The organism is Azospirillum oryzae, from assembly GCF_008364795.1.
GTDB lineage: Bacteria > Pseudomonadota > Alphaproteobacteria > Azospirillales > Azospirillaceae > Azospirillum > Azospirillum oryzae.
This window is the reverse complement of record NZ_VTTM01000002.1, coordinates 927,637-951,269: the sequence shown is the minus strand read 5'-3', so window position 1 is coordinate 951,269 and position 23,633 is coordinate 927,637. Positions and strand designations below refer to the sequence as shown.

Sequence of the window (23,633 nt, the reverse complement as noted above, 5' to 3'; positions counted from 1 at the left end):
TTAGGGATGACCATCCGTTCGTGCCCTGCTATACCCGAACGTATAAGGGGAAAGGTGTGGTGATGCAGAGGATTGCCGGCTGGATGCGGATCCGGAAGACGACATGGTCCGCTGCCGCCCTGGCCGCAGCGCTGGCGCTGGCCGCCTGCTCCTCCGCCCCGAAGCCTCCGCCGCCGACCACCATCCGGCTGACCGTGATTGGGGCGAAGGCGCTGAACCCGGATCCGAGCGGCCGGCCGTCTCCGGTGATGCTGCGGCTCTACCAGCTCGGTCCAAGCGACGCCTTCGCCAACGCCGATTTCTTCCAAGTCATGGACCAGGACAAGGCGACGCTCGGCCCCACCCTGCTCGACCGGCAGGAAGTGGCGGCGCAGCCCGACAACAGGCAGACCGTGACGATCCAGCCCAAGCCGGACGTCAAGACGCTGGCCATCGCCGCCGCCTTCCGCGCCTATGAGGAAGCCGGCTGGCGCGCCCTGCAGCCTGTGGAGCCGAACAAGGCGAACAATTTTGTCCTGACCGCCAAGGGCAGCACCATCTCGCTGGTCCGGCAGGATGGCGAGGACGGCGAGGGCGCAGCCGCCGATGGCGAGGCCAAGGGCGACAAGCCCGACGCGGACAAGCCGGACGCGGACAAAGCCGACGCCGATAAGCCGGATGCCGAGAAGCCGAAGGCGGAAAAGCCCGGCGCCGAAAAGGCTGAACCCGCGCCGAAGGTCTCCACCGACCAGCCGCCCGCCGCCAAGCACAACCTGATCGTGAAGGGGCCGTCATGAGCGTCCGGCCGCCGCCCGACAAGAACCCGTTCGACGAACCGGACGACATCGACGCCACGGTGATGCAGCCGATGGCGTTCCAGCGCCCGGCCGCACCGGCCGGCGGTCCTGCCGCCAATCCGGCGGCCGGGCTGGTGCCGCCCGCCTTCGGTCAGGGCGCCCCATCCTTTTCCCCCGCCCCCGCTCCGGCAGCTTTCTCGCCGGCAGCCTTCTCGCCGCCCGCCTTCGCATCGGCCAAGGCGTCCGCACCGCCGGCATCCGCGTCCGCCCCCGTCCAGGCGCCGTTCTCCCCCGGTTTCCGGCCGCTGGACGACGCGGCGCTGACGGCGTTGACCGCGGTCAGCGACAACCCGCTGATCACCGCCGCGGCGCCCATCCTGGCGATGGTGGTGCGGGTGCGCGATCTGCCCCAGCACCGCGACGTGGAGTCCCTGCGCGAGCGGGTGATCGCGGAGATGCAGCGGTTCGAGGCGGCGACGGTGCGCGCCGGCCTGCCCGCCGCCCAGATCCGCAATGCCGGCTATGCACTGTGCGCCACGGTGGACGACGTGGTGCTGGCGACCCCCTGGGGCAGCCAGAGCCTGTGGGCGCACAAGAGCATGGTCTCCACCATCCAGAAGGAGACCTGGGGCGGCGAGCGTTTCTTCGACCTGCTCGACCAGATGGCCGACGCGCCTGACCGCCACCTGATGGAACTGGAGCTGTTCTACCTCTGCGTTTCGCTGGGGTTCGAGGGCAAGTTCCGCGTCATGCAGCGCGGCTACAGCGATCTGGCGAAGCTGCGCGACCGGCTGTACCGCGTCATCCGCAAGCAGCGCGGCGAGGCGGAACGCGACCTGTCGCCCCATTGGCGCGGGCAGGCCGATGGCTTCCGCCCGTTGGCGGCCACCATCCCGCTTTGGGTTCCGGCGGTGATGATCGTGGCGCTGCTGGCAGCGCTCTATGCCTGGTTCGTCTTCGCCCTGGCCGATCAGTCCGACGCCGCCTATCGCCGGCTGGCCGGGCTGATCCCGGACAAGCCGGTTCAGGTCGCGCGGATCGAGGCGCCGGCCACCCTGCCCGCCCCGCCGCCCAGCCGGACCGTGGCCGACCGCGTGGCCACCGCGCTGGCCGCCGACATCAAGGCCGGGCTGGTCGAGGTCAGTGGCGGCACCGACGGTCGCGTGCTGGTCCGCACCCGCCTGAACGTCTTCGCGTCCGGCAGCGACCGCATCGAGCCGCGCTATGTCGAGGTGTTCAAGCATGTGGCCGAGGCGCTACGCCCCGAGAAGGGCCGGATCTCGGTGATCGGCAACACCGACAGCGTCGCCATCCGTTCGCTGCGCTACCCGTCCAACCAGGAATTGTCGGAAGCGCGGGCCGACAAGGTGCAGCGGCTGATGACCGAGATCCTGGGCGCCGACGCCTCAAAGGACGGTGGAAGCCGCCTGAGCGCCGAAGGGCGCGGCGACACCGACCCGATCGCCCCCAACACGACGGCGGAGGGCCGGCAGGCCAACCGGCGCGTCGACATCGTGCTGGCGCCCTGACCGATGGCGAAACACCGATGCTGAAATCCATCCTCTCCGCCCTGACCTCCCGCTGGTTCCTGACGCTGGTCGCGGCCCTGTGCCTGGGCGCCATCGTCTGGTTCCTGGGGCCGCTCGTCGCCGTGTCCGGCGCCTTCCCGCTGGAGGATGCGACCATCCGGCTGGCGGCGGTGTTCGGCATCCTGCTGGTGTGGGCGCTGGCGATGCAGTGGTCGCTGTACCGCCACCGCAGCGCCAACGACCGCATGGTGCAGGCGTTGACCAAGGCGACGCCGGCCGCCAAGGCCGATCCTGACTCCGAAGCGGTGGGCCAGGAGACCGACCTGCTGCGCGGCCGGCTGCGCGAAGCGCTGGACCAGCTGCGCAAGGCGCGCTTCGGCGGCAAATGGGGACAGCGCTATCTCTACCAGCTGCCCTGGTATCTGCTGATCGGCGCGCCGGGGGCGGGCAAGACGACGGCGCTCGCCAATTCCGGCCTGCGCTTTCCGCTGGCGGCGGAGATGGGGCGGGCTGCACTGCGCGACGTCGGCGGCACCCGCAACTGCGACTGGTGGTTCACCGACGAGGCGGTGCTGATCGACACCGCCGGGCGCTACATCACTCAGGACAGCCAGCCGGCCATCGACGGCAAGGTGTGGAAGAACTTCATCGCCCTGCTGAAGCGCCACCGCCCGCGCCAGCCGGTGAACGGCATCCTGCTGGCCGTCAGCCTTGCCGAGCTTGCCGCCTGGAGCGAGCCGGAGCGCAAGGGCCATGCCGAGCAGCTGAAGCTGCGGCTGAAGGAGCTGCGCGGGCAGGTCGGGTCGCGCGTTCCGGTCTATGTGCTGCTGACCAAGGCCGACCTGATCGCCGGCTTCGCCGAGTTCTTCGACGATCTCAGCCGCGAGGAGCGCGAGCAGGTCTGGGGCGTCACCTTCCCGCTGGACGACGGCAGGAAGGGCGACGACGCCCCGGTCTACCGTTTCGGCGAGGAGTTCGACGCACTGACAGGCCGCATCGCCCGCCGGGTGCTGGACCGCGTCCATGGCGAATCCGACATCCAGCGCCGCTCGCTCGACACATTGTTCCCGGCGCAGATCGCCGCGCTGAAGCCGGCCATCGCCGACCTGCTGATGGTGATCTTCGAGCCCAACCGCTACGAGGAACGGGCGCTGCTGCGCGGCGTCTATCTGACCAGCGGCACCCAGGACGGCGCCCCGGTGGACCGCCTGTCGGAGATGGTGGCGGGGTCCTTCGGGCTGGAGCGGCCGGTGCTGCCGGCGGCCAGCGGCGGGCGCAGCTACTTCCTGACCCGCACCCTGCGCGAGGTGGTGTTCGCCGAGGCCGGGCTGGTCGGCGCCGACAGCGGGCTGGAGCGGCGGCGGCGCCTGCTGCGCGGCGGGGCAATGGCGGCGATGCTGCTGGCCGGGCTGGCGGTCGCCGCCTTCTGGGCCAACAGCTTCACCGGCAATGCCGCCCTGGTCGCCGGGGTAGATGCCGCCGCCGCCAAGGCGCAGGCCGAGCTGGAGCCGCTCGCCGCCGCACCGCGGTCGCTGACCAAGGTGGACGACACCGATTTCATCACCATCGTGCCGCCGCTGAACACGCTGCGCGCCATCCCCGCCGGCTGGACCGAGCCGCCGCCGCTGGAGATGACCGGCGGCCTCTATCAGGGCGACCGGCTGGGCCGGCTGAGCGGGACGGTCTATGGCCGGGCGCTGAACGCCGTGCTGCTGCCGCGCGTCTTCCTGCGGGTGGAAGGGCAGCTGCGCCACGAGCGTGGCCGGCCCGAATACCTGTTCCAGGCGCTGAAGGTCTATCTGATGCTGGCCGGCAAGGGGCCGATGGACAAGTCGCTGGTGTCGGAGTGGATGGCGCTGGACTGGATGGCGTCGCTGCCGGGGCCAGCCTATGACGGCATCCGGCGCGACCTGCGCACCCATCTCGACGCCATGCTGGCCGCCCCCCTGCCCGCCATGCCGCTGGACGAGGCGCTGGTCGAGGAGGCTCGGCAGAGCCTGACCAACTATCCGCTGGCCGAACGCGGCTTCGCCATCCTGCGCGACCGTCCGGAGATCCAGGCGCTGGCCGACTGGCGGCTGGTCGACAATGCCGGGCCGCTGGCCGGGCGGGTGCTGATCCGCCCGTCGGGCAAGCCGCTGTCGGACGGCGTCCCCGGCCTCTACACCTATGACGGTTTCCACAAGGCTGTGCTGCCGGCGCTGCCCAAGGTCGCCAAGGCGCTGGTGGCGGAGAATTGGGTGCTGGGCCAGCCGAGCAGCGGCCCGCAGGCTGTGGCCAGCGCGCAGCGGCTGGAACAGGGCATCCTCGCCGTCTATCTCGACCGCTACGCCCGCCAGTGGGACGAGATGCTGGGCGACGTGGTGATCGTGCCGCTGCGCAGCCTCAACCAGGCCGCCGACGTGCTGAACACGCTGTCCGGCCCGCAATCGCCGCTGAAGCTGTGGCTGACCGCCATGGTGCGGCAGACCACGCTGGCGCCCGGCCCGGCCGACAAGCCCAATGGCGACAAGCCGGCGGATGGCAAGGGACCGGTGGCCGGCGGGCCGCTGGCCGGGGTGGCGCAGCAGGCGCAGGCGGGTGAGAAGGCGGTGGAGTCCACCGGCACCAACGCCGCCTATCTGGCGCGGCTGGCCGGGGTTTCGCTGCAGCCGGAAGGGCCGCCGCCGGGCCAGCCGATCAACGACCACTTCAAGGCTCTGCGCGAGCTGGTGCAGGGTGAAGGCGGCGCGCCGCCGAAGCTGGACGACTCGCTGAAGCTGCTGGGCGAGCTGTACCAGCAGATCGCGCGGGCCGCCAACGCGCCCGACCAGAACGGCGCGCTGCTGGCCGGGCTGGCCGGCGGCGCCGGAGTTGGTGATAACAAGGGGGCGGTGGCGGCGCAGCTTCGCAATCTCGCCCGCGACCTGCCCGATCCGGTCGGCGGCATGGTCGCCACCGTGGCGCAGAGCGCGGCGACGGTCAGCGCCGGCGGCGCGCGGGTGCAGATCAACAAGGCTTGGCAGTCCACCGTCCTGCCCTTCTGCCGGGCGGCGCTCGACAACCGTTTCCCCATGGTGCCGAACAGCCCGGTCGACGTGACCGCGGCCGATTTCGCCAAGTTGTTCGCGCCGGGCGGCATGATCGACCAGTTCTTCAACACCAACCTGCGCCCCTTCGTCGACATGACGGTCAGCCCCTGGGCATGGCAAAAGGTGGATCAGGTCGATCTGGGCATTCCGCCCGCCGTGCTCGACCAGTTCGAACGGGCGGCGCGCATCCGCGACAGTCTGTTCCCGGCCGGGGCGACCGCCGCCAAGGTGGTGTTCGAGATCACGCCGGTGGAGCTGGACGCAAAGGCAACCCAGGTGGCGATGGACATCGACGGCCAGACGCTGATCTACCAGCACGGCCCGCCGCGCCCGCAGGTGATGAAATGGCCGGGGGCGGAGGGCACCAGCAGCGTGCGTCTCGGCTTCGGCCCGCCGCTGCCGGGCGAACCGGCCGGCATTTCGCGTCAGGGTCCCTGGGCCCTGTTCCATTTCCTCGCCGACGGCAAGCTGGAGTCCACGCCGCAGCCCGACCGCTTCACCTTCTCGGTGACGGTGGGCACCCGCAAGGCGGTCTTCGCCCTGCGGGCCGACAGCGTGAACAACCCCTTCGGCAAGAACCTGCTGGAGAGTTTCCGATGCCCGACGGCGCTGTAGGCGGCGCGCTTCCCGGCCCCATCGGCCCCTATCGGGTCGAGGGGGTGCTAGGCCAGGGTGCGATGAGCGTGGTCTATCGCGCCACCGACGGGCGGTCCGGACGGCCGGTCGCGCTGAAGCTGCTGCGCGCCGAGCTGCTGGCGGCGGCGGAGCGCAACGCCGTGCTCGCCCGCTTCGGGAGGGAGGCGCAGATCGGGCTGAAGCTGGACCACCCCAACATCGTCCGGGTCCATGATTACGGCACCTTGGATGCCGGCCTTGGAGAGATGGGCCAGGGCGCCGCACCCTACCTCGCCATGGAGCTGATCCAGGGGCGGGAGCTGAAGCAGTATCTGGAGGCCGACACGCCGCTGTCGGTGCAGCAGGGCGGCGCCCTGATGGCGTCGGTGCTGGACGCGCTGGCCTTCGCGCACGCCCGCAACGTCATCCATCGCGACATCAAGCCGGCCAACATCGTGGTGCAGGACGACCTGACGCCGAAGCTGGCCGATTTCGGCATCGCGCAAATCTCCTCCTCCGACCTGACCCAGGCCGGCGACCTGCTGGGCACCCCCGCCTACATGGCGCCGGAGGTGCTGCGCGGGGAGAAGGCCGACGCGCGCAGCGACCTGTTCTCCGCCGGGGTGGTGCTCTATTACCTGCTGGCGCAGCGGCGGCCCTTCTCCGGCTCCGTCGCCACGGTGATGCAGCAGATCCTGTTCGTCGAGCCGCCACCGCCGTCGCACGGCAATCCGGAACTGCCGCCGCCCTTCGACACGGTGATCCTGAAGGCGTTGGCCAAGGCGCCGGCCGACCGTTACGCCAGCGCCGCGGAGTTCGCCGAGGCGCTGCGCCACGCGCTGGTGGTTGCCGGCACCATGCAGGCGGCGGTGCCCACGGCCGAACTGACCCTGTTCAATGCTGAGGTTCCGACCGTCGCCCCCTTGCGCGACCGGGATGCGCTGGCGGCGGCGCTGGAAACGGCCCTGCGCGCCATCCCCGGCCAGCCGCTGGACGCCCGCAAGCTGACCGAACTGCTGGACATGCTGGCGGATTGGCAGGCGGGCAGCGGCGGCGACATTCAGCGCTGGCAGTCGGTTCTGCTCGGTGCCGGGATCGAGCCGCTGACCGAATTGATCGTCGCCTCCACCCCGGCGCCGCGCGCCGCGCCCGCCAGCCAGCGGCGCGACTGGATGCCGATGGTCCGGCTGTTCGCGGCGATGACCCGTGCGCTGGCCGGCACGCCGGCGGCCGATCGGGCCAGGATGTCGGCGGCGCGCATCGCCTTCGACCTGTCCGGCCGCTTCTTCCTCTATTCCGGCGAGCTGAACCGCGTGCTGATGGACGGCGACAACCCGGACATCCAGATGCTGTCGCTCGACTTCCTGCGGCTGGAGATCCTGCAGCATGCGCTGGAGGAGCTGGGCGCCGAGGCCGAACTGGCGCAGAGCCGCAGTGCCATGCTGATGTTCGCCGTGCAGGTCATCCGCAAGGTGACGCAGATCCTGCGCGCCTGCACCGACGGCAACGACGGGCTGGCCCGCTTCGGCGTCGCCATCATCCTCGCCAACATCGAGGAGTTGATCGTCATGGCGCAACGCCTGTTCGAGACCGGCGGCCAAGCCACCGGCGGCCTGCCCCAGGACGCTGTGGCCGAATTCATCGCCGCCGCCGGCCGCTTCGCCAGCCTGTCGGTGGAAGAGTTGCGCGGCGAGGTCGCGACTGGAGCCGGTACGGCGGAGAGCTTCGCCGCCCGACTGCGCGGTGTCGGCCAGCTGTATCTGTTCGCCACCCGGCTGACCGCGCCGGATTGCGCGGCGCTGATGCACAGCCTGTCGACCATGCTCTACGGCCTCGTCGCCGGGCTGACCGCCGACCTGGGCAACGCGCCGGTCGGCGACACCGGCGCCCGCAGCCGGCTGGTGGCGCTGGCGGATATGGCGGGCGGGCTCGGCTGGAGCGAGGTGGAACGGATCGCCCTGACGGCCCTGCGCCGCTGGGCAGTGGCCGGCGTGGCGGCATAGCGGGCGGAATGGGGGCCGGAATGGGGGCAGAGCGGATGGACGATACCGTGACGAACCGCCTGGAAATGGTGTTGCGCAACGACCTGTCCGAACTGGAAAGGCTGGCCGCCGCGGTGGAAGAGTTCATCGAGCGCAACGACCTGCCCCCCGACCTCTCCTTCAAGTTCAACCTCTGCTTCGACGAACTCATCACCAACACCGTGTCCTACGGTTATGGCGATGCCGGCCCGCACGAGATCCGGGTGCGGATGGAAGCGGGCGGTACCGAACTGCGGGCGGAGGTGGAGGACGATGCCGACGCCTTCGACCCCTTCGCCGAAGCCCCGCCCCCCGATCTGACCAGCGACGTCGACGACCGCCGCGTCGGCGGCCTGGGCGTGTTCCTGGTCCAGAAGACGATGGACCATGCCAGCTACCGGCGCGAGGGCGGCCGCAACCTGATCCTGCTGTCCAAGAGCATCGGCTGAGGGCTCTGGCGCTAAGGACTCTGGGGCTGAAGGCGTGCGGAATGACGCAACCGGAAGCGGCGAGGCACTCTGTAAAACTCACTCCAAAAAATCTTCATAGATCCCTTGTCGAGCCTGCGGTTCGATGCATAAGCCGGCAGTCGGGGGCAAGTCCCCATCACTGGTGCGGTCTTATTGATGGCCTTGCGGACTTCCTGCGGTTTTCATCGAATGCCGGCGAATTGTCTTCCATGACAATCCAGCAAAGCAGAGCGTTTCGCTATGCAACAACCCGACACATGACAAGCCGGGCAATTTCTTGCACTATCATGGATAGCCCCAGGTTGCGGGTGGGATAGGCCATTCGGGCTTCTCGCGGCGGACCAGGGGCTAGGCCATGGAAGGCAAACGCTAACGTGTGGAGTCGACGCATCATGACCGGGTCGCAGTGCCAAGAGGCACGCCTGCGCCTTGGCTGGTCGACACGGATGCTGGCGAACAAGGCCGGCGTGCCGTGGTACGCCGTCATGAATCTCGATTACGGAACGGGCGAGGTCGACCCGGCCATCGTCGATGCCCTCGCCCGCGCCTTCAAGCAGGCCGGCTTGGAGTTGCGCTGAGCCCGATGTCTCTCGCCCGCCCTGGGAGAGAGGTTCCCCTTCATTCAGTCTTTTTGGCAGTCTTTCCGGCTTTGCCTTTTTCCGCCGGGCGGTCGATATGCTTGGCCGATTCGGTATCGGGGGTGATCGGTTTGCCGGTATCCGACACCTCCTTGGCCGCGTCGAGCGGATCAGCGATGTCGCGGTCGGGTTCGTTGGACAGCACATTGCTGCTGGCGGATTTCTGGTCTGTCATGGGATGGCTCCTTCGATGGGGTCTCGCACACCACAACAGTCCGGCGCGGCGGAAGTCCCCTACTCGCCGATTCCCTTCTGCGCCAGCACCAGGAAGATCTTCTCTTCCAGCTGGTCCGGCGTGAAGGGCTTGGCGATGTAGCCGCTGACCTGATGGGCGAGCGCCTTCTTCACCGCCTCCAGCGTCGCCAGCGCGGTGACCATCAAAAACGGCAGGTCGCTGCGGGACCCGCGGACCTGCTTCAGCAGGTCGAGACCACTCAAACGCGGCATCATCCAATCGCAGATGATCAGGTCGTAGGCCGTGCCATCGGCCTGGAAACGCTCCAGCGCCTCCTGCCCATCGGCAGCGGTGTCGACATGACCGACGCCGAGGTCCTGCAGGACGGAGGCGACCAGGGCGCGCGGCCCGGCCTCGTCATCCACCACCAGCACGCGCTGCGCGGCGAGGTCGATGAAGGGCACGCCCACCATCGCCAGCGATTGCCGCAGCCAGTTCGCCCGCGCCGCCCGTTCCTTCGCTCCCGGCGCGTTCAGCAGCACATGGCGGACGAAGCGCGGGCGGTGGCAGTGGCGGTAGAGCACGCGGGCCACCGCCAGCCGGCTCTTGCCGCTGCAGATCCCCCCCTCCCCTGCCAGCCGGACGATGTCGAGCACGCTGTCCACCGGCGGATCGTCCTTGGCCTGGATCAGCGGAGCCAACACACGCTGGGTGCGCAGGAAGGCGTTCTGGATGTCGTCGAGCTGGCTGCCGAGATACTCCCGCTCCTCCTCCGGGAAGGCGCTGGACAGCACCATGCGCTGCACCTCCGCCAGTCCCTTCAGCTTCTCGTTCCGGTCCTTCCAGCAGTCCAGCAGGCGGCCGGCGAAATCGCGGCTGTCGAAGAAGCTCTTCAGGTAATCGGTCACCGCCTTGGCCGCGGAGGGCGACAGCGGCATCTTCTGCAGCACCAGCAGGATGCGCAGCTTCTGCACGAAATTGCGGCCGCGGGTGATCTCCGGAACCGTGTCCTCGTTGACCAGCAGGGCGGTGCGGCGCTGCAGGGCCGCTTCGGTGCGGGCGCCGCCGACATAGGCGCCCTCGCGGTCGCGCAGGCGGGTGGACAGATCGCTCAACGCCAGGATCTCGCGCTGCACCGCCTCGATGCCGAACATGTCGCCGGCGCTGGCGATGGTGAAGCAGGCAGGCTTGGCCATCTCGCGGCGGAAGGCGGCGGCCAGCGCATCGCGCAATCCCGGCATCGGTACCCGGCGCATCAGCGCGTCGAGCCGGCGGAACACCGGCGGAGCCTCGTCCGGCATCGGCCGGTCGGCGGCGATCAGCGTCACGATCAAGTCGATCAGCGTGACGAAGGGCGCATCGCGCGCGCAGGACGCGGTACCGGCGTCGCTCAGCAGGATTTCGCCCAGCAACCGCTCCAGCGGCGTCAGCGCGTCGGGATGCTCGGTGGTCTCCGCCAGATCGAGCAGCGATTCGGCCTTCTCGGCGAAGCTGCGGCAGGCGGCGATGTGCTGGGTGACGGCGGCATCGAGCAGGAAGCGGCCGAGGAAGCCGCCGACCGACAGCAGTTCCGCCGCCGTGCCGGGATAGGCGTCGGGCAGGAAGTCGGGCGGCGGATTTTCCTTCAGCCGTTCGCGCGACAGCCGGGCGATCTCGTTGACCAGCGGGGTCATCCCGCCCTTCCGGTCCATCGCCCGCTCTGCCTGGGTCAGGATGGCGACGAAAGTGGCGGTGTTGGACAGCGCCGTCTGGTGGCGCGGGTGGTGCAGCAGTTCCGTTGCGGTCAGCGCATTCTCGTCGAGAAAGCGGCGGCAGAAGCGGCCGACACCGTCGCGGCCGGCGGGCGTATAGAAATCGGCAGGCTCGCGACAGGCGGCCGGAGCCGTTCCCTCCGCCTCGTCCGGCGCCGGCTCCGCTGCCGGTCCCTTTGCCGGACTGTCGTGACGGGAAGCCTCCATCCCCGCCCTCACAAGGCCAGAAGATCGCGGAGCGCGGCCAGCAGCCGCTCCGGCGTCACCGGCTTCATCACGATCTGCCGCCCCTCCTGCGCCGTCAGCCCGGCCGCCGTCTCGCGCGAGGCATAGCCGGTCAGGAACAGGATGGGCAGAAGCTGGTTGCGGGTCTCCAGCGCACGGGCCAGTTCCAGGCCGTTCATCCGCGGCATCGACACGTCGCTGACCACCGCGTCGAACAGGCCGCCGGCCTCGTCATAACGGGTCAACGCCTCCTGGCCGTCCGACGCCTCCACCACCGTGCAGCCGGCCTCCTCCAGCACGAGGCGCAGGTAGCGGCGGACCGAGTCCTCGTCATCGACCAGCAGGATGACCGCCCCTTCTCCCTCGGCAACGTGCAGTGGATCGAACCCGGTCGGCTCGGCGGGCGTATCGACGGCGGGCAGGTAGAGGGCGAAGCTGGCGCCGTGCCCAGCCTCCCCCGCCACGTCCTCCAGTTCAACGGCACCGCCGGACTGCTGCGCCGTGCCGTAAACCATCCACAGGCCGAGCCCGGTGCCTTTCCCCGGCTCCTTGGTGGTGAAGAAGGGCTCCCAGATACGGTCGCGGATTTCGGCCGGGATGCCCGTGCCCTGGTCCGTCACGCGGATCACCACGTAACGGCCGGGCCTCAGACTGCGATGGCGGGCGAAGAAGGCATCGTCCGGAACCTCCGTCGTCAGGGCGATGGTCAGGGTGCCGCCGTGGGGCATGGCGTCGCGCCCATTCAGCGCGAGGTTCAGCAGCGCCTGATTCAGCGTGACCGGGTTGACCAGCACATGCGCGCCTTCATCTTCCGCCAGGATCGCCACGTCGATGCCGGCGCTGAGCAGCGGTTTCAGGAAGACGCGCAGGTCGCGCACCAGCGGCGCGACGGCCACCACCTCGCGTTCGTCGGTGACGCGGCGGTGGGAGAAGTCCAGAAGCTGGCCGGTCAGCGCCGCCGCCCGTTCGGACGCCTTGGCGATCTCCTGCACGCAGGTCAGCACGCGGTCGGGATCGGCGGGGTTGCGCTCCGCCAGCCGGGCGAAGCCGCCGATGGCGGTCAGCATGTTGTTGAATTCATGGGCGATGCCCCCGGCCATCCGGCCCACCGCCTCCATCTTCTGGGCGCGCTGCAGTTCGCCTTCCACCCGGCGGCGGTCGGTGATGTCGTTCAACACCAGCAGAACCGCCGGCCCGCCGGCATAGACGGCTTGGCTGGCGGCGACCTCCAGCCGGCGGCGCTCGCCATCGGGGCGCAGGGCGTCGCATTCCAGCCGCTGTTCCTCGCCATCGGCGGCACCGGCGAGCATCGCCGCCAGCGCATCGCCATCCTCCAGGAAGCCGGCGAGCGGCCGGCCCTCAAGCGCTTCGGCCGCCATATCCAGGATCGCGGCGGCGGCGCCGTTGGCAAAGCGGATGGCGGCGCGGTCCCAGATGACGATGCCGTAGGGCGCCAGTTCCACCAACTGGCGGTAGCGCAGTTCGCTTTCGCGCAGGGCGGCGACCGTCTGTTCCAGGCGGGCGGTCTGCTGGGCAAGCTCCTCCTCCCGCGTCTTCAGCTCGGTGATGTCCATCAGGATCTTCACCACGCCGCCGGTGCCGGTGGCATGTTCGCTGATGCGGTACCAGCGCCCGTCGGACAGCCGGCCGTCGACCGGGGCGGAATGCTGCAGGTGGCGGGTCAGCCGCTGCTCCACCCAGGCGCCGATGTCGTCCGCACCTTCCAAACCGCCGCGTTCGGCCGCCGCGCGCAGGATCTCGGCAAAGCTCCTGCCGGGTGTCAGCATGTCGGCGATGGTCGGATAGGCACGGCGGTATTGCTCGTTGCAGATCAGCAGCCGGCCGTCGGCGCTGAACAGGACGAAGCCTTCGGACACGCTGTCGATGGCATCATGCACCACCGCCTGCATGAAGCGCGCCTCCACCAGCGCCAGCGTTTCGGCGGTGGCATCGACGCCGCAGCCGCGATAGCCGCGGAAGCGCCCGTCGGCGCCGCGCACCGGCACGGCGTTGAGCCGCAGCACGAGGTCGCGGCCGTCCACCCCTTCGAAACTCACCTCCAGGTCGCGGAAGGGCCGGCCGGCCTCGATGTCGGCACGGTATTCGGCCCAGGTCGCCTCGTCGGCGACCAAGGTCCCCAGGTCGAACAGCGAATCGCCGAATATCGTCCGCGGATCGCAACGGAGCAGAGCCGTCAGCCCACCCGACAGCGACAGATAACGGTGATCCGACCCGGTTTCCCACAACCAGCCGGGGGAAACGGCGGCAAAGTCGCGGGCGCGGGCGCGCAACCCGTCCAACTCGTCCAGTGCCTCGACCAGGGCGGCGTCGGAGCGGGCCAGCGCCGAGGCGGCGGACCCGGCACGAAGCGCGCCCCACAAAGACAGCCCGCCGGCGACGGCCAGTGCGGCGGCGGCCGGCAGATCGATCCTGCCGGATGCGGACAGGGCCAGAAGCGTGCCGAAGCCGATCAGCCCGCCCAGGACGCAGGGCAGCGCGGCGGAAAGACGGGACGGCCCGGACACCGGTTCAGCGGCACCCGCAGTGCGGAGCGGTCGGTCGGTGTCTGCAACGTCCACATAGCCTCCGTCGGTCCGGAAGATCGTCCGGCGGCAATGCCGCCGGATTGTCCCGTCTTAGAAGGTCAGGCGTTAACAGCAGGTTTAGCACCCCGGCTTTGGCACGAATTCGACAGCCTGAAGCAGTTCCGGCGAGCGGCGGGAGATCCGGGATGCGACGGTGCCCGTATCAACGGGTTGACGTTGAAAAGCCGGTGAGTTTCGCAAGGAAGGACCCCACCATGCCCCCCGCCACGCCGAAGGCCGCCCCGAATGCCGCACCGAATGCCGACGTGATCACCTGGAGCAACCTGCCGGCCCAGACCGCAGAGGGCGTTGAGCGGCGCAGCTTTCCCGGCACCGGTGCGTCGCTGAAGCACATCGTCATCAAGGCCGGGACCGCCGCCCCGCGCCACGCCCATGCGCACGAACAGTTCGTCATCGTCGTGGAAGGCCGCGCCCTGCTGACCTGCGAAGCCGGTCCAGTGGATTTGCGGCCGGGGATGGTTATCCGCTTCGACCCCGAAGCCTGGCACAGCGCCGACTTCATCGAGGACACGGTGCTGATCGAAGTGAACCTGAACCCGGCGGGATGAAGCCGCCGGGGTAAGGGAGGCGACCGCTCAGACGTCGATGTCGATGTCGATCTCGCCGTCGTCTTCCGGCGCGCGGCCGAGCAGCAGGTCGGCGGCGTCGAGGGTGAGCGCCTCCACCTCCTCGTTGCGCTCCTCGTCGGGAAGGCGCAGCGCGTGCATCACTTGGGTCGCCAGATGGATCAGCATGGCGCGGACGCAGTCGTCCTCCGGATATTCCAACGCCACCACGTCCTTCAGGAAGGCGCCCAGCTGTTCCGGCGTGTTCCACGGGTGGGTGATGACGGATTCGAAGCCGCTGTTGCCGAGGAAGACGGAGTTCAGGGCGATGGCCTGACGATTGATGCCGTCCACCGCCTCATCCTGGTCCAGCTTGCCCTGCAGGACCTGGTTGAAGGCGTCCAGGCTGAGGTCGATGAACTGGCGGACCAGAAGGCGCACCACGGATTCGTCGGACAGGTCGTTGCGGGCTTGCGGCTGGGTCAGCACCGGCAGCGGTTGCAGCAGCGCCGCGATGATCGGCTTTGCGGATTGGGATTCCATCGCGGGCAACTCCTGTCGGGATCGGCCCCGGCATCTGCGGGGCAAAATGTTCACGGCCCCCGATACTGCCAGAGCTTGACGCAAAACGCAAAAAAGGCCGCCCCCTTGCGGGAGCGGCCCTTTCGGCAAGCCTGACCGACGGTCAAGCGAGCAGGATCAGCCCACCAGCTCGATGCCGGCGAAGAAGAAGGCGATCTCCTGGGCGGCGGTCTCCGGGGCGTCCGAACCGTGGACCGAGTTCGCCTCGATCGACTCGGCGAACTCCTTGCGGATGGTGCCCTCGGCGGCGTTGGCCGGGTTGGTGGCGCCCATGATCTCGCGGTTGCGGGCGATGGCGTTCTCGCCTTCCAGAACCTGCAGGACCACCGGGCCGGAGATCATGAAGGAGACCAGATCGCCGAAGAACGGACGCTCGCGATGCACGCCGTAGAACTGCTCGGCCTGGGCCTTGGACAGCTGGACGCGCTTCTGGGCGATGATGCGCAGGCCGCCGTCTTCGAACTTGGCGTTGATCTTGCCGGTCAGGTTGCGGCGGGTGGCATCGGGCTTGATGATCGAGAGGGTCCGTTCGACGGCCATGGTGGTGACTCCTGCGGGAATGGGGCTTTTCGCCGTTTGAAAAACACGGAGGCGCCGCCGGAAGACCGGGGCGCCGGATGGGCCGCTTTATAGAGGCGCTTTCGCGGCGCGGCAAGGCGTTCGTTTGGAGGCGGACGTCGCCTGCCTCCCGAAAAAACGGCCGCGGCGGAATCCCGCCACGGCCGGAGTCGAGGAGGCAATGCGGAAAGACGGCGTCAGGTCAGGATTTGAGCGCGGCCAGCCTGGCCTGCGCGGCGGCCAGACCGTCCTTGCCGTCCAGCGTGGTGACGCCGGACAGCCAGGTCTTCAGGACGGCGGGGTTCTTCTTCAGCCAGTCGGCCGCCACCGCTTCCGGCTTGCGGCCGCCGTTCATGATGCCGTCCATCACCGAATTCTCCATGTCCACGGTGAAGACCAGATTGGACAGGAACTTGCCGACGTTCGGGCATTCGGCGGCATAGCCCTTGCGCACGTTGGTGCTGACGGTGGCACCGCCGAAGTTCGGGCCGAACCAGTCGTCGCCGTCGGCCAGATAGGTGATGTCCATCGTCTTGTTCATCGGGTGCGGCGCCCAGCCCAGGAAGGCGATCCATTTCTTGGTCCGGGTCGCGCGCTTCACCTCGGCCAGCATGCCGGCCTCGCTGGATTCCACCAGCTTGAAGTCCTTCAGGCCGAAGGCATCGGCCTTCAGCATCTTGTCGATGATGAGATTGCCGTCGTTGCCGGCCTCGATGCCGTAGATCTTGCCGTCCAGCTTGTCCTTGTACTTCGCCAGATCCTTGAAGCTCTTCAACCCGGCGGCGGCGGCATAGGTCGGGACGGCCAGCGTGTATTTGGCGCCTTCGAGGTTGACGCGCGTCACCTCGACCGAGCCATCCTCCAGCACCGGCTTGATGAAGGTTTCCATGGTGGGCATCCAGTTGCCCAGGAACACGTCCAGCGACTTGGTCTTCAGCCCGAGATAGACGACAGGCACCGACGAGATGCTGGTGGTCGGCTGGTAGCCCAGCGCCTCCAGCGTGACGGAGGCGAGCGCCGTCGTCGCGGCGATGTCGGTCCAGCCCACATCGCCGAAACGCACCGACTTGCAGGATGCCGGATCGGCGGCGAGAGCCGTCCCCGCCGGCAGGGCGGCGGTCCCGGCTGCCAGCATCAGGCCGACGGCGAGGCCCGAGAGTTTACCGAAAGTCTTGCCCATATCCCTGTTCTCCTTGCTTGTGGTTATCGTTGTCGTTATCGGCGCGCGGGTCTCAGGCCCGCAGTCGCTGGTCCTTCAATGACTCCCTCTGGGACTCCTTCTGTCTGATGGCGGCGTCGGCGACGTAATAGGGGACGTCGGCGCGCGGCAGCGGCGGACGGCCGCGCACCGCGTCGGCCAGCTTCTCCGCCATCATGATGGTGGGGGCATTCAGGTTGCCGGTGATGATGCGCGGCATGATCGAGGCGTCGATGACGCGCAGTCCCTCCAGCCCATGCACCCGGCCCTGGCCGTCCACCACCGCGCCGTCGTCGGTCCCCATCCGGCAGGTGCCGCAGGGGTGATAGGCCGTCTCGGCGTGATGGCGGACGAAGGCGTCGAGGTCGGCATCGGTGACGCAATCGGCGCCGGGGCTGATCTCCTCCCCGCGATAAGGAGCAAGGGCACGCTGGCGCATGATGTCGCGGGTGATGCGGATGCCGGCGCGGAACTCCTGCCAGTCCTGCGGATCGGCCATGTAGTTGAACAGGATGCTGGGCGCCTGCCCCGGATCGCGCGAGCGGGCATGCACGCGCCCCTTGCTGGGCGAACGCATCGAGCCGACATGGGCCTGGAAGCCGTGCGCCTCCACCGCGTTGGTGCCGTTGTAGCTGATGGCGACGGGGAGGAAGTGATACTGGATGTTGGGCCAGGGCACGTCGTCGCCGGTGCGGATGAAGCCGCCGGCCTCGAACTGGTTGCTGGCGCCGATGCCGGTGCCCAGGAACAGCCATTCGGCGCCGATCGCCGGCTGGTTCCACCATTTCAGCGCCGGATAGAGCGACACCGGCTGGCGGCAGTGATACTGGATGTACATCTCCAGATGGTCCTGGAGATCGCCGCCGACCCCCGGCAGGTCGATCACCGGCGCCACCCCCAGCTCGCGCAGCAGCGGCGACGGCCCCACCCCCGACCGCTGCAGGATCGCCGGGGAAGCGATGGCGCCGGCGCACAGCAGCACCTCCCGCCGCGCCCGCGCCGTCACCGGCGTGCCGTTGCGCAGATAGGCGACGCCGACGGCGCGGCGTCCGTCGAACAGGATGCGGTCGGTCATCGCATGGGTGACGATGGTCAGCCCCGGCCGCTCCCGTGCCCGGTCGAGATAGCCGCGGGCCGTGCTGCAGCGCCGGCCCTGCGCGGTCACCGTGCGATCCATCGGGCCGAAGCCCTCCTGGCGGTAGCCGTTCAGATCGTCGGTGCGGCCATAGCCGGCCTGCCCCCCCGCCTCCACCATCGCCTCGTAAAGCGGGTTGACGCCCGGCTTGGCGGTGGTGACGAACAGCGGGCCGTCGCCGCCGTGATAGGCGTTGGGGCCGACGTCGCGCGTCTCCGCCTTGCGGAAATAGGGCAGGCAGTCGAGATAGCTCCAGTCCTCCAGACCCGGAAGCTCGGCCCAGCCGTCATAGTCCAGCGCGTTGCCGCGGATGTAGCACATGCCGTTGATCAGCGACGACCCGCCCAGCCCCTTGCCGCGCCCGCACTCCATGCGACGGTTGTCCATGTGCGGTTCGGGTTCGGTCTCGTAGGCCCAGTTGTAGCGGCGGCCCTGCAGCGGGAATGCCAGCGCCGCCGGCATCTGGGTGCGGTAGTCCAGCCGGTGGTCGGGTCCGCCCGCTTCCAGCAGCAGGACGCTGACGCCGGCATCCTCGGTCAGGCGGCAGGCCAGCACATTGCCCGCCGACCCGGCGCCGACGATGATGTAGTCATACTCGCGCACCGCCTGGGAGACGGAGGGCATGGCGGTGCCGTTCTCCGGCACAGCGGCACCGGAGGTCGGTTGATTCGACATCGAACACCCCTTCTTTGAAAAGCGGGCTTCCCTGAAAGACGGTCTCAGAACACCGACGAGTAGGATCCCAGCTCGACCTGGACCGATTTGACGCGGGTGTAATGGTCGAGCGTCTCGACCCCGTTCTCGCGGCCGATGCCCGACTGCTTGTAGCCGCCGACCGGCATCTCCGGCGGCGATTCGCCCCAGCCGTTGATCCAGCAGATGCCGGCCTCCAGCCGGTGGATCACCCGGTGGGCACGGGCCAGATCGCTGGTGACCAGCCCGGCGGCGAGGCCGTAGCTGGTGGCGTTGGCCCGCGTGACGACCTCCTCCTCGTCATCGAAGGTGAGGATCGACAGGACCGGGCCGAAAATCTCCTCGCGCACGATGGTCATGCCGTCGCGGCAGTCGGTGAAGATCGTGGGCGCCACATAGGCGCCGCGCGCGAAGGCCGGCCCCTCCGGAACGCCGCCGCCGGCCAGCAGCCGCGCGCCCTCCCCCTTGCCGGTCTCGATGTAGCGCAGCACCTTGTCGCGGTGGGCGAAGCTGGCGAGCGGGCCGAAGTTGGTGTCGGGGTCCAGCGGATCGCCCATGCGGATGCGGCGCACGCGGGCCATCAGCCGCTCCTCGAACGCGGTCGCGATGCTGCGGTGGACGAACACGCGGGTGCCGTTGGTGCAGACCTGACCGGAGCTGTAGAAGTTCGCCATCATGGCGATGTCGGCGGCGCGGTCGAGATCGGCGTCGGCGAAGACGATCAGCGGCGATTTCCCGCCCAGCTCCATCGTCACCTCCTTCAGGGTCGATCCGCCGGCCGCGGCCATCACCCGCTTGCCGGTCTCCACCCCGCCGGTGAAGGACAGCTTCTCGATGCCGGGATGGGTCGCCAGCAGGGCGCCGACCCGGCCATCGCCCTGAACCACGTTGAACACGCCGTCGGGCAGCCCGGCCTCGCTGTAGATCGCCGCCAGATGGAGGGCGGTCAGCGGCGTCAACTCGCTCGGCTTGAAGATCATGGCGTTGCCGGCGGCCAGCGCCGGTGCCGATTTCCACAGCGCGATCTGGATCGGATAGTTCCAGGCGCCGATCCCGGCCACCACCCCCAGCGGCTCGCGCCGCGTGTAGACGAAGGAGCTTGGACGCAGCGGGATCTGCCGCCCTTCCAGCGCGGGGGCGAGACCGGCGTAGTATTCCAGCACGTCGGCGCCGGTGGCGATGTCGACCGCCCTCGTCTCGCTCAGCGGCTTGCCGGTGTCCAGCGTTTCGATTTCCGCCAGCGCGTCGTTGCGCTCGCGCAGCAGGGATACCGCCCGGCGCAGCACCCGCGCCCGCTCCATCGCCGTCATCGCCGCCCACACCGCCTGCCCGGCCCGTGCGCTGTCGACCGCGCGGTCCACGTCCGCAGATGTCGCCTGCGCGACCTCGGCCAGCGTTTCCCCGGTCGCCGGATTGACGGTGGCGAAGCGCTCCTCACCCTCGCCCGGGAAGGGGCGACCGTGGACGTAATGGGCCTGCCGTCCGAATCGCGTCATCTCCTGTCTCCCCTCCTCCTGAGCCCAGGTCCCAGGGTCCAAAAGTGCATTGGTTCGCAGCACCATCTTTCCAGAAGCACAGCCTGATTTTTATTGATTGAACGTTCAATTAAAAAAAAGCGGGTGGCGATTCCGTTCTCCACATTGGTCGTGTTCAAACAAATTTGTCGGCCCGCACCCGGTCCTGGGCAGGGCAATCGGGCCGTCCCGCGCGAGACAAAGCCGTGCCATTCGGCGACCCCCGCTTCAAATCGGCGGCCCCTCGTGCTACATCCTCGCGCGCTATGCTGCACATCAATGACCTGACCTTCCGCTTCGGCGGCCGAGTGTTGTTCGACCATGCGACGGCGGTGGTGCCCAAGGGGCACCGCGTGGCGCTGGTCGGGCGCAACGGCACCGGGAAATCGACCCTGCTGAAGCTGATCTCGGGCCAGCTGCAGACGGATGCCGGCGCAGTCACCCTGCCGGCGGGCATGCGGATGGGCATGGTGGCGCAGGAGGCCCCAAGCGGCCCCACCACGCTGATCGACGCCGTGCTGGCCGCCGACACCGAACGCACCGCCCTGCTGGCGGAGGCCGAGACGGCGACCGACCCGATGCGCATCGGCGAAATCCATGCCCGCCTTGCCGACATCGAGGCCCATTCCGCTCCGTCGCGCGCCGCGCAGGTGCTGTCCGGCCTGGGCTTCGACGCCGAAGCGCAGCAGCGGCCCTGTTCGGATTTCTCCGGCGGCTGGCGGATGCGCGTGGCGCTGGCCGGCGTGCTGTTCTCCCGCCCCGACCTGCTGCTGCTGGACGAGCCGACCAACCACCTGGACCTCGAAGCGACCATCTGGCTCGAGGGCTATCTGAAGAACTACCCGCACACCATCCTGCTGGTCAGCCACGACCGCGAACTGCTGAACGCGGTTCCGACCACGACGATCCACATCGACCAGGGCAAGCTCGTCACCTACAGCGGCAATTACGATCAGTTCCTGGCGCAGCGCCGCGCCAACCAGGAGCGCATCGCTTCCATGGCCGCCAAGCAGGAAGCGCGGCGCAAGCACATGATGTCCTATGTCGACCGCTTCCGCTTCAAGGCCAGCAAGGCCCGTCAGGCGCAGAGCCGCCTGAAGCTTCTGGAGAAGATGGAGTCGATCACGCTGATGGAGGACGATCCGGAGGTCGTCTTCAACTTCCCTCCTCCCGACGAGCTGGCGCCGCCGCTGATCGCGCTGGAGGGGGTGAGCATCGGCTATGGCGACAAGGTGATCCTGCGGCGGGTCAACCTGCGCATCGACATGGAGGACCGCATCGGCCTCTTGGGCGCCAACGGCAACGGCAAGTCGACGCTGGTCAAGCTGCTGGCCAACCGGCTGCAGCCGATGGCCGGCGAGATGCGGCGCCCGCCCAAGCTGCGCATCGGCTATTTCGCCCAGCATCAGGCCGAGGAGCTGGACCTGTCGCTGACGCCGATCCAGCAGACCCAGCGCATCATGCCGCTGGCGCTGGAGGAGAAGGTGCGCGCCCATCTCGGCCGCTTCGGCTTCCCCCAGGCGAAGGCGGAGACCAAGATCGCCAATCTGTCGGGCGGCGAGAAGGCCCGGCTTCTGCTGGCGCTGATGAGCCGGGAAGTCCCGCATATCCTGATGCTGGACGAACCGACCAACCATCTGGACATCGACAGCCGCGAAGCACTGATCGAGGCGATCAACGATTTCCCCGGCGCCGTCGTCATCATCAGCCACGACCCCCACCTGATCGAGATGACGGTGGACCGGCTGCTGCTGGTCGCCGACGGCACGGTGCAGGCCTATGACGGCGACCTGGACGACTACCGCCGCTATCTGCTCGACCGCGCCAAGGCGGAGCGGGCGGCAGCCAAGAATGACGGCGCCAAGGGCGGTGCGGAGCGCGACGCCGGACCGAACAAGAAGGACCAGCGCCGCGCCGCGGCCGAGGCGCGCACCGCGCTCGCCCCGCTGAAGCGCAAGGCCACCGACGCCGAGGCGCTGGTGACGAAGCTGAGCGAGGAAAAACGCAAGATCGAGACGAAGATGTCCGACCCCGCGCTCTACAGCGGTCCGTCGGACAAGCTGACCAAGCTGCAGATCGAACTGGGCACCGTGGAGAAGAAGCTGGCGACCGCAGAGGAAACCTGGCTGGAGGCGCTCGAACTCTACGAGAGCGCCGCGGCGGAGGCCGGCGTTTGAACGCCGATCATCACATCGACCACCCGCTCGCCGACGAGGTCGGCAAGCCGCAGCGCGACGGCGCCATCGCCCTGCCCGCCCTGTGCGGAACGGAGGAGGAGCGCACGTCGGACGTGCTGGCCCGCTTCCGCGCCAATTTGCCGGCCGGGCGGGTCACGCTGGGCGACCTGATCCGGGCGCTGGGCGACCGCTCGCTCGGCACCATCCTGCTGGCGCTGTCGCTGCCCACCATCGCGCCGGTGCCGCTGGGCGTGTCCTGCCTGTTCGACCTGCCCATCGTGCTCTACACCGCCCAACTCGCCTTCGGCCGGCGCGGGGCGCGGCTGCCGGACTGGCTGCTGCGGCGGTCCATCGGCACCGGGCTGGCGGCGCGCACGCTGGATGCCGCCATGCCGCGCCTGACGGGGATCGAGCGGATGCTGAAGCCGCGGCTCCACCGGCTTGCCCGCATCGATCAGGAACGTTGGTTCGGGCTTCTGCTGTTCATCCTGACGCTGACCTGCATCGTGCCGCTGCCGTTGACCGGCTGGCTGCCGGGCTTCGCGCTGGTGCTGATCTCGCTGGGGCTGATCGAGCGCGACGGCGGCGCCATCGGCCTCGGCCTCGGGCTGACCGCCGCGGCGCTGGTGTTCCTGACGCTGGTGGCGAGCAGCCTGTCATACGCAGGTCACCAACTTCTGGCAGCAACTCTGCATTAAGGCGGCCGCATCGGGACGATGGGTGACGGGCCGCCCCAAACCAGGGAGGCCCGCATGACCGAGACAGCATCCGCCACGCTTTCCGAATCCTGGCTGTTCTTCCGCCGCTGGCTGGCCGATCCTTGGGCGATGGGGTCGGTCGCTCCGTCCTCCCGGGCATTGCGCCGCCGGATCACCCGCGAGATCCGCTGTGAGGCCGACGAGGTGGTGGTGGAGTTCGGCGGCGGCACCGGCCCGATCACCGCCGCGATCCTGGAGTCCGGCATCTCCGCCGACCGGCTCTACAGCTTCGAGATCGACCGCGACCTCGCCCGCCATCTGCGCGTCCGATGCCCGGCCGTAACCGTCATCGCCGACGATTGCCGCAAGGCGCCGGAACTGCTGGGCGAAGCGCTGTGCGGCAAGGTCGGCACGGTGGTGATCGGCATCCCGATGATCACCTTCCCGCTGGAGTTCCAGCGCGAGGTGCTGGACGCCACCTTCCGCATCCTGCGGCCGGGTGGGCGCTTCCTCCTCTACAGCTTCATGCCGCATTCGCCGCTGAACCGCAATGCGCTGGACCTGAAGGGCGAGAGGCTGGGCTTCACGCTGCGGAACCTGCCGCCGGCATCGGTGTGGGGGTACTGGCGGGGGTGAGGCTGAAGCCCATTCCCGCC

General features: G+C 68.9%; 18 protein-coding genes. 10 read left to right on the top strand and 8 right to left on the bottom strand.

From position 1 onward, the window contains the following. Window positions 1-83: 83 nt before the first annotated feature. The 6 genes from tssJ (at window position 84) to FZ938_RS10505 (ending at window position 9,060) form a co-directional block, all read left to right on the top strand. A complete protein-coding gene (gene tssJ / locus FZ938_RS10530) occupies window positions 84-776 on the top strand; it encodes a type VI secretion system lipoprotein TssJ (protein ID WP_149198433.1) in 693 nt (230 codons plus the stop codon). Continuing rightward, window positions 773-2,305, top strand: coding sequence for a type IVB secretion system protein IcmH/DotU (gene icmH, locus FZ938_RS10525; RefSeq protein WP_149198432.1), 1,533 nt, complete (start codon window positions 773-775; stop codon window positions 2,303-2,305). The genes tssJ and icmH overlap by 4 nt, the downstream gene beginning before the upstream one ends. Window positions 2,306-2,322: 17 nt before the next feature. Beyond that, window positions 2,323-5,991 carry a type VI secretion system membrane subunit TssM gene (gene tssM / locus FZ938_RS10520; protein WP_149198431.1) on the top strand — a complete coding sequence of 1,223 codons (3,669 nt, stop codon included), beginning with the start codon at window positions 2,323-2,325 and terminating at the stop codon, window positions 5,989-5,991. Beyond that, window positions 5,973-7,994, top strand: a complete 2,022-nt coding sequence (locus tag FZ938_RS10515) for a serine/threonine-protein kinase (RefSeq protein WP_149198430.1) — start codon at window positions 5,973-5,975, stop codon at window positions 7,992-7,994. Before tssM ends, FZ938_RS10515 begins: the two co-directional genes overlap by 19 nt. Window positions 7,995-8,041: 47 nt before the next feature. Next, window positions 8,042-8,461 (top strand): ATP-binding protein, encoded by a 420-nt coding sequence (locus FZ938_RS10510; protein ID WP_174757275.1) that lies wholly within the window; start codon window positions 8,042-8,044, stop codon window positions 8,459-8,461. A gap of 413 nt (window positions 8,462-8,874) precedes the next feature. After that, complete coding sequence (locus FZ938_RS10505; protein ID WP_136704195.1) at window positions 8,875-9,060, top strand: hypothetical protein; 186 nt, start codon at window positions 8,875-8,877, stop codon at window positions 9,058-9,060. Window positions 9,061-9,100: 40 nt separating this feature from the next. Here FZ938_RS10505 and FZ938_RS10500 read toward each other — a convergent pair whose 3' ends face one another. From FZ938_RS10500 to FZ938_RS10490, 3 genes are read right to left on the bottom strand one after another with little or no spacing between them, the layout of a single operon-like run. Beyond that, a complete protein-coding gene (locus tag FZ938_RS10500) occupies window positions 9,101-9,295 on the bottom strand; it encodes a hypothetical protein (protein ID WP_149198428.1) in 195 nt (64 codons plus the stop codon). A gap of 59 nt (window positions 9,296-9,354) precedes the next feature. Then, entirely contained in the window at window positions 9,355-11,253 is a 1,899-nt protein-coding gene (locus tag FZ938_RS10495) for a response regulator (RefSeq protein WP_149198427.1), read from the bottom strand. A gap of 8 nt (window positions 11,254-11,261) precedes the next feature. Further along, on the bottom strand, window positions 11,262-13,796 hold the full coding sequence (locus FZ938_RS10490; RefSeq protein WP_246457835.1) for a response regulator: 2,535 nt from the start codon (window positions 13,794-13,796) through the stop codon (window positions 11,262-11,264). Window positions 13,797-14,071: 275 nt separating this feature from the next. On the opposite strand from FZ938_RS10490, the gene FZ938_RS10485 reads away from it, so the two are divergent. After that, on the top strand, window positions 14,072-14,425 hold the full coding sequence (locus tag FZ938_RS10485; RefSeq protein WP_149198425.1) for a cupin domain-containing protein: 354 nt from the start codon (window positions 14,072-14,074) through the stop codon (window positions 14,423-14,425). A 27-nt stretch (window positions 14,426-14,452) separates the two neighbouring features. Here FZ938_RS10485 and FZ938_RS10480 read toward each other — a convergent pair whose 3' ends face one another. The 5 genes from FZ938_RS10480 to betB form a co-directional block, all read right to left on the bottom strand. Continuing rightward, a complete protein-coding gene (locus FZ938_RS10480) occupies window positions 14,453-14,965 on the bottom strand; it encodes a hypothetical protein (protein ID WP_149198424.1) in 513 nt (170 codons plus the stop codon). Window positions 14,966-15,121: 156 nt separating this feature from the next. Next, window positions 15,122-15,544, bottom strand: coding sequence for a nucleoside-diphosphate kinase (gene ndk / locus FZ938_RS10475; protein ID WP_085089708.1), 423 nt, complete (start codon window positions 15,542-15,544; stop codon window positions 15,122-15,124). A 220-nt stretch (window positions 15,545-15,764) separates the two neighbouring features. After that, window positions 15,765-16,742 (bottom strand): choline ABC transporter substrate-binding protein, encoded by a 978-nt coding sequence (locus FZ938_RS10470; RefSeq protein ID WP_149198423.1) that lies wholly within the window; start codon window positions 16,740-16,742, stop codon window positions 15,765-15,767. Between the two features lie 52 nt (window positions 16,743-16,794). Further along, entirely contained in the window at window positions 16,795-18,570 is a 1,776-nt protein-coding gene (betA, locus tag FZ938_RS10465; protein WP_425529365.1) for a choline dehydrogenase, read from the bottom strand. Between the two features lie 44 nt (window positions 18,571-18,614). Then, window positions 18,615-20,084: a betaine-aldehyde dehydrogenase gene (gene betB, locus FZ938_RS10460; protein ID WP_149198422.1), complete on the bottom strand. Its 1,470-nt coding sequence runs from the start codon at window positions 20,082-20,084 to the stop codon at window positions 18,615-18,617. A 284-nt stretch (window positions 20,085-20,368) separates the two neighbouring features. Here betB and FZ938_RS10455 point away from each other — a divergent pair, with 284 nt between their 5' ends. From FZ938_RS10455 to FZ938_RS10445, 3 genes are read left to right on the top strand one after another with little or no spacing between them, the layout of a single operon-like run. Beyond that, a complete protein-coding gene (locus tag FZ938_RS10455; protein ID WP_149198421.1) occupies window positions 20,369-22,279 on the top strand; it encodes an ABC-F family ATP-binding cassette domain-containing protein in 1,911 nt (636 codons plus the stop codon). Continuing rightward, window positions 22,276-22,977 (top strand): exopolysaccharide biosynthesis protein, encoded by a 702-nt coding sequence (locus FZ938_RS10450; RefSeq protein ID WP_246457833.1) that lies wholly within the window; start codon window positions 22,276-22,278, stop codon window positions 22,975-22,977. The genes FZ938_RS10455 and FZ938_RS10450 overlap by 4 nt, the downstream gene beginning before the upstream one ends. A gap of 54 nt (window positions 22,978-23,031) precedes the next feature. Then, on the top strand, window positions 23,032-23,613 hold the full coding sequence (locus tag FZ938_RS10445) for a class I SAM-dependent methyltransferase (protein ID WP_149198420.1): 582 nt from the start codon (window positions 23,032-23,034) through the stop codon (window positions 23,611-23,613). The last annotated feature ends 20 nt before the right edge of the window (window positions 23,614-23,633 follow it).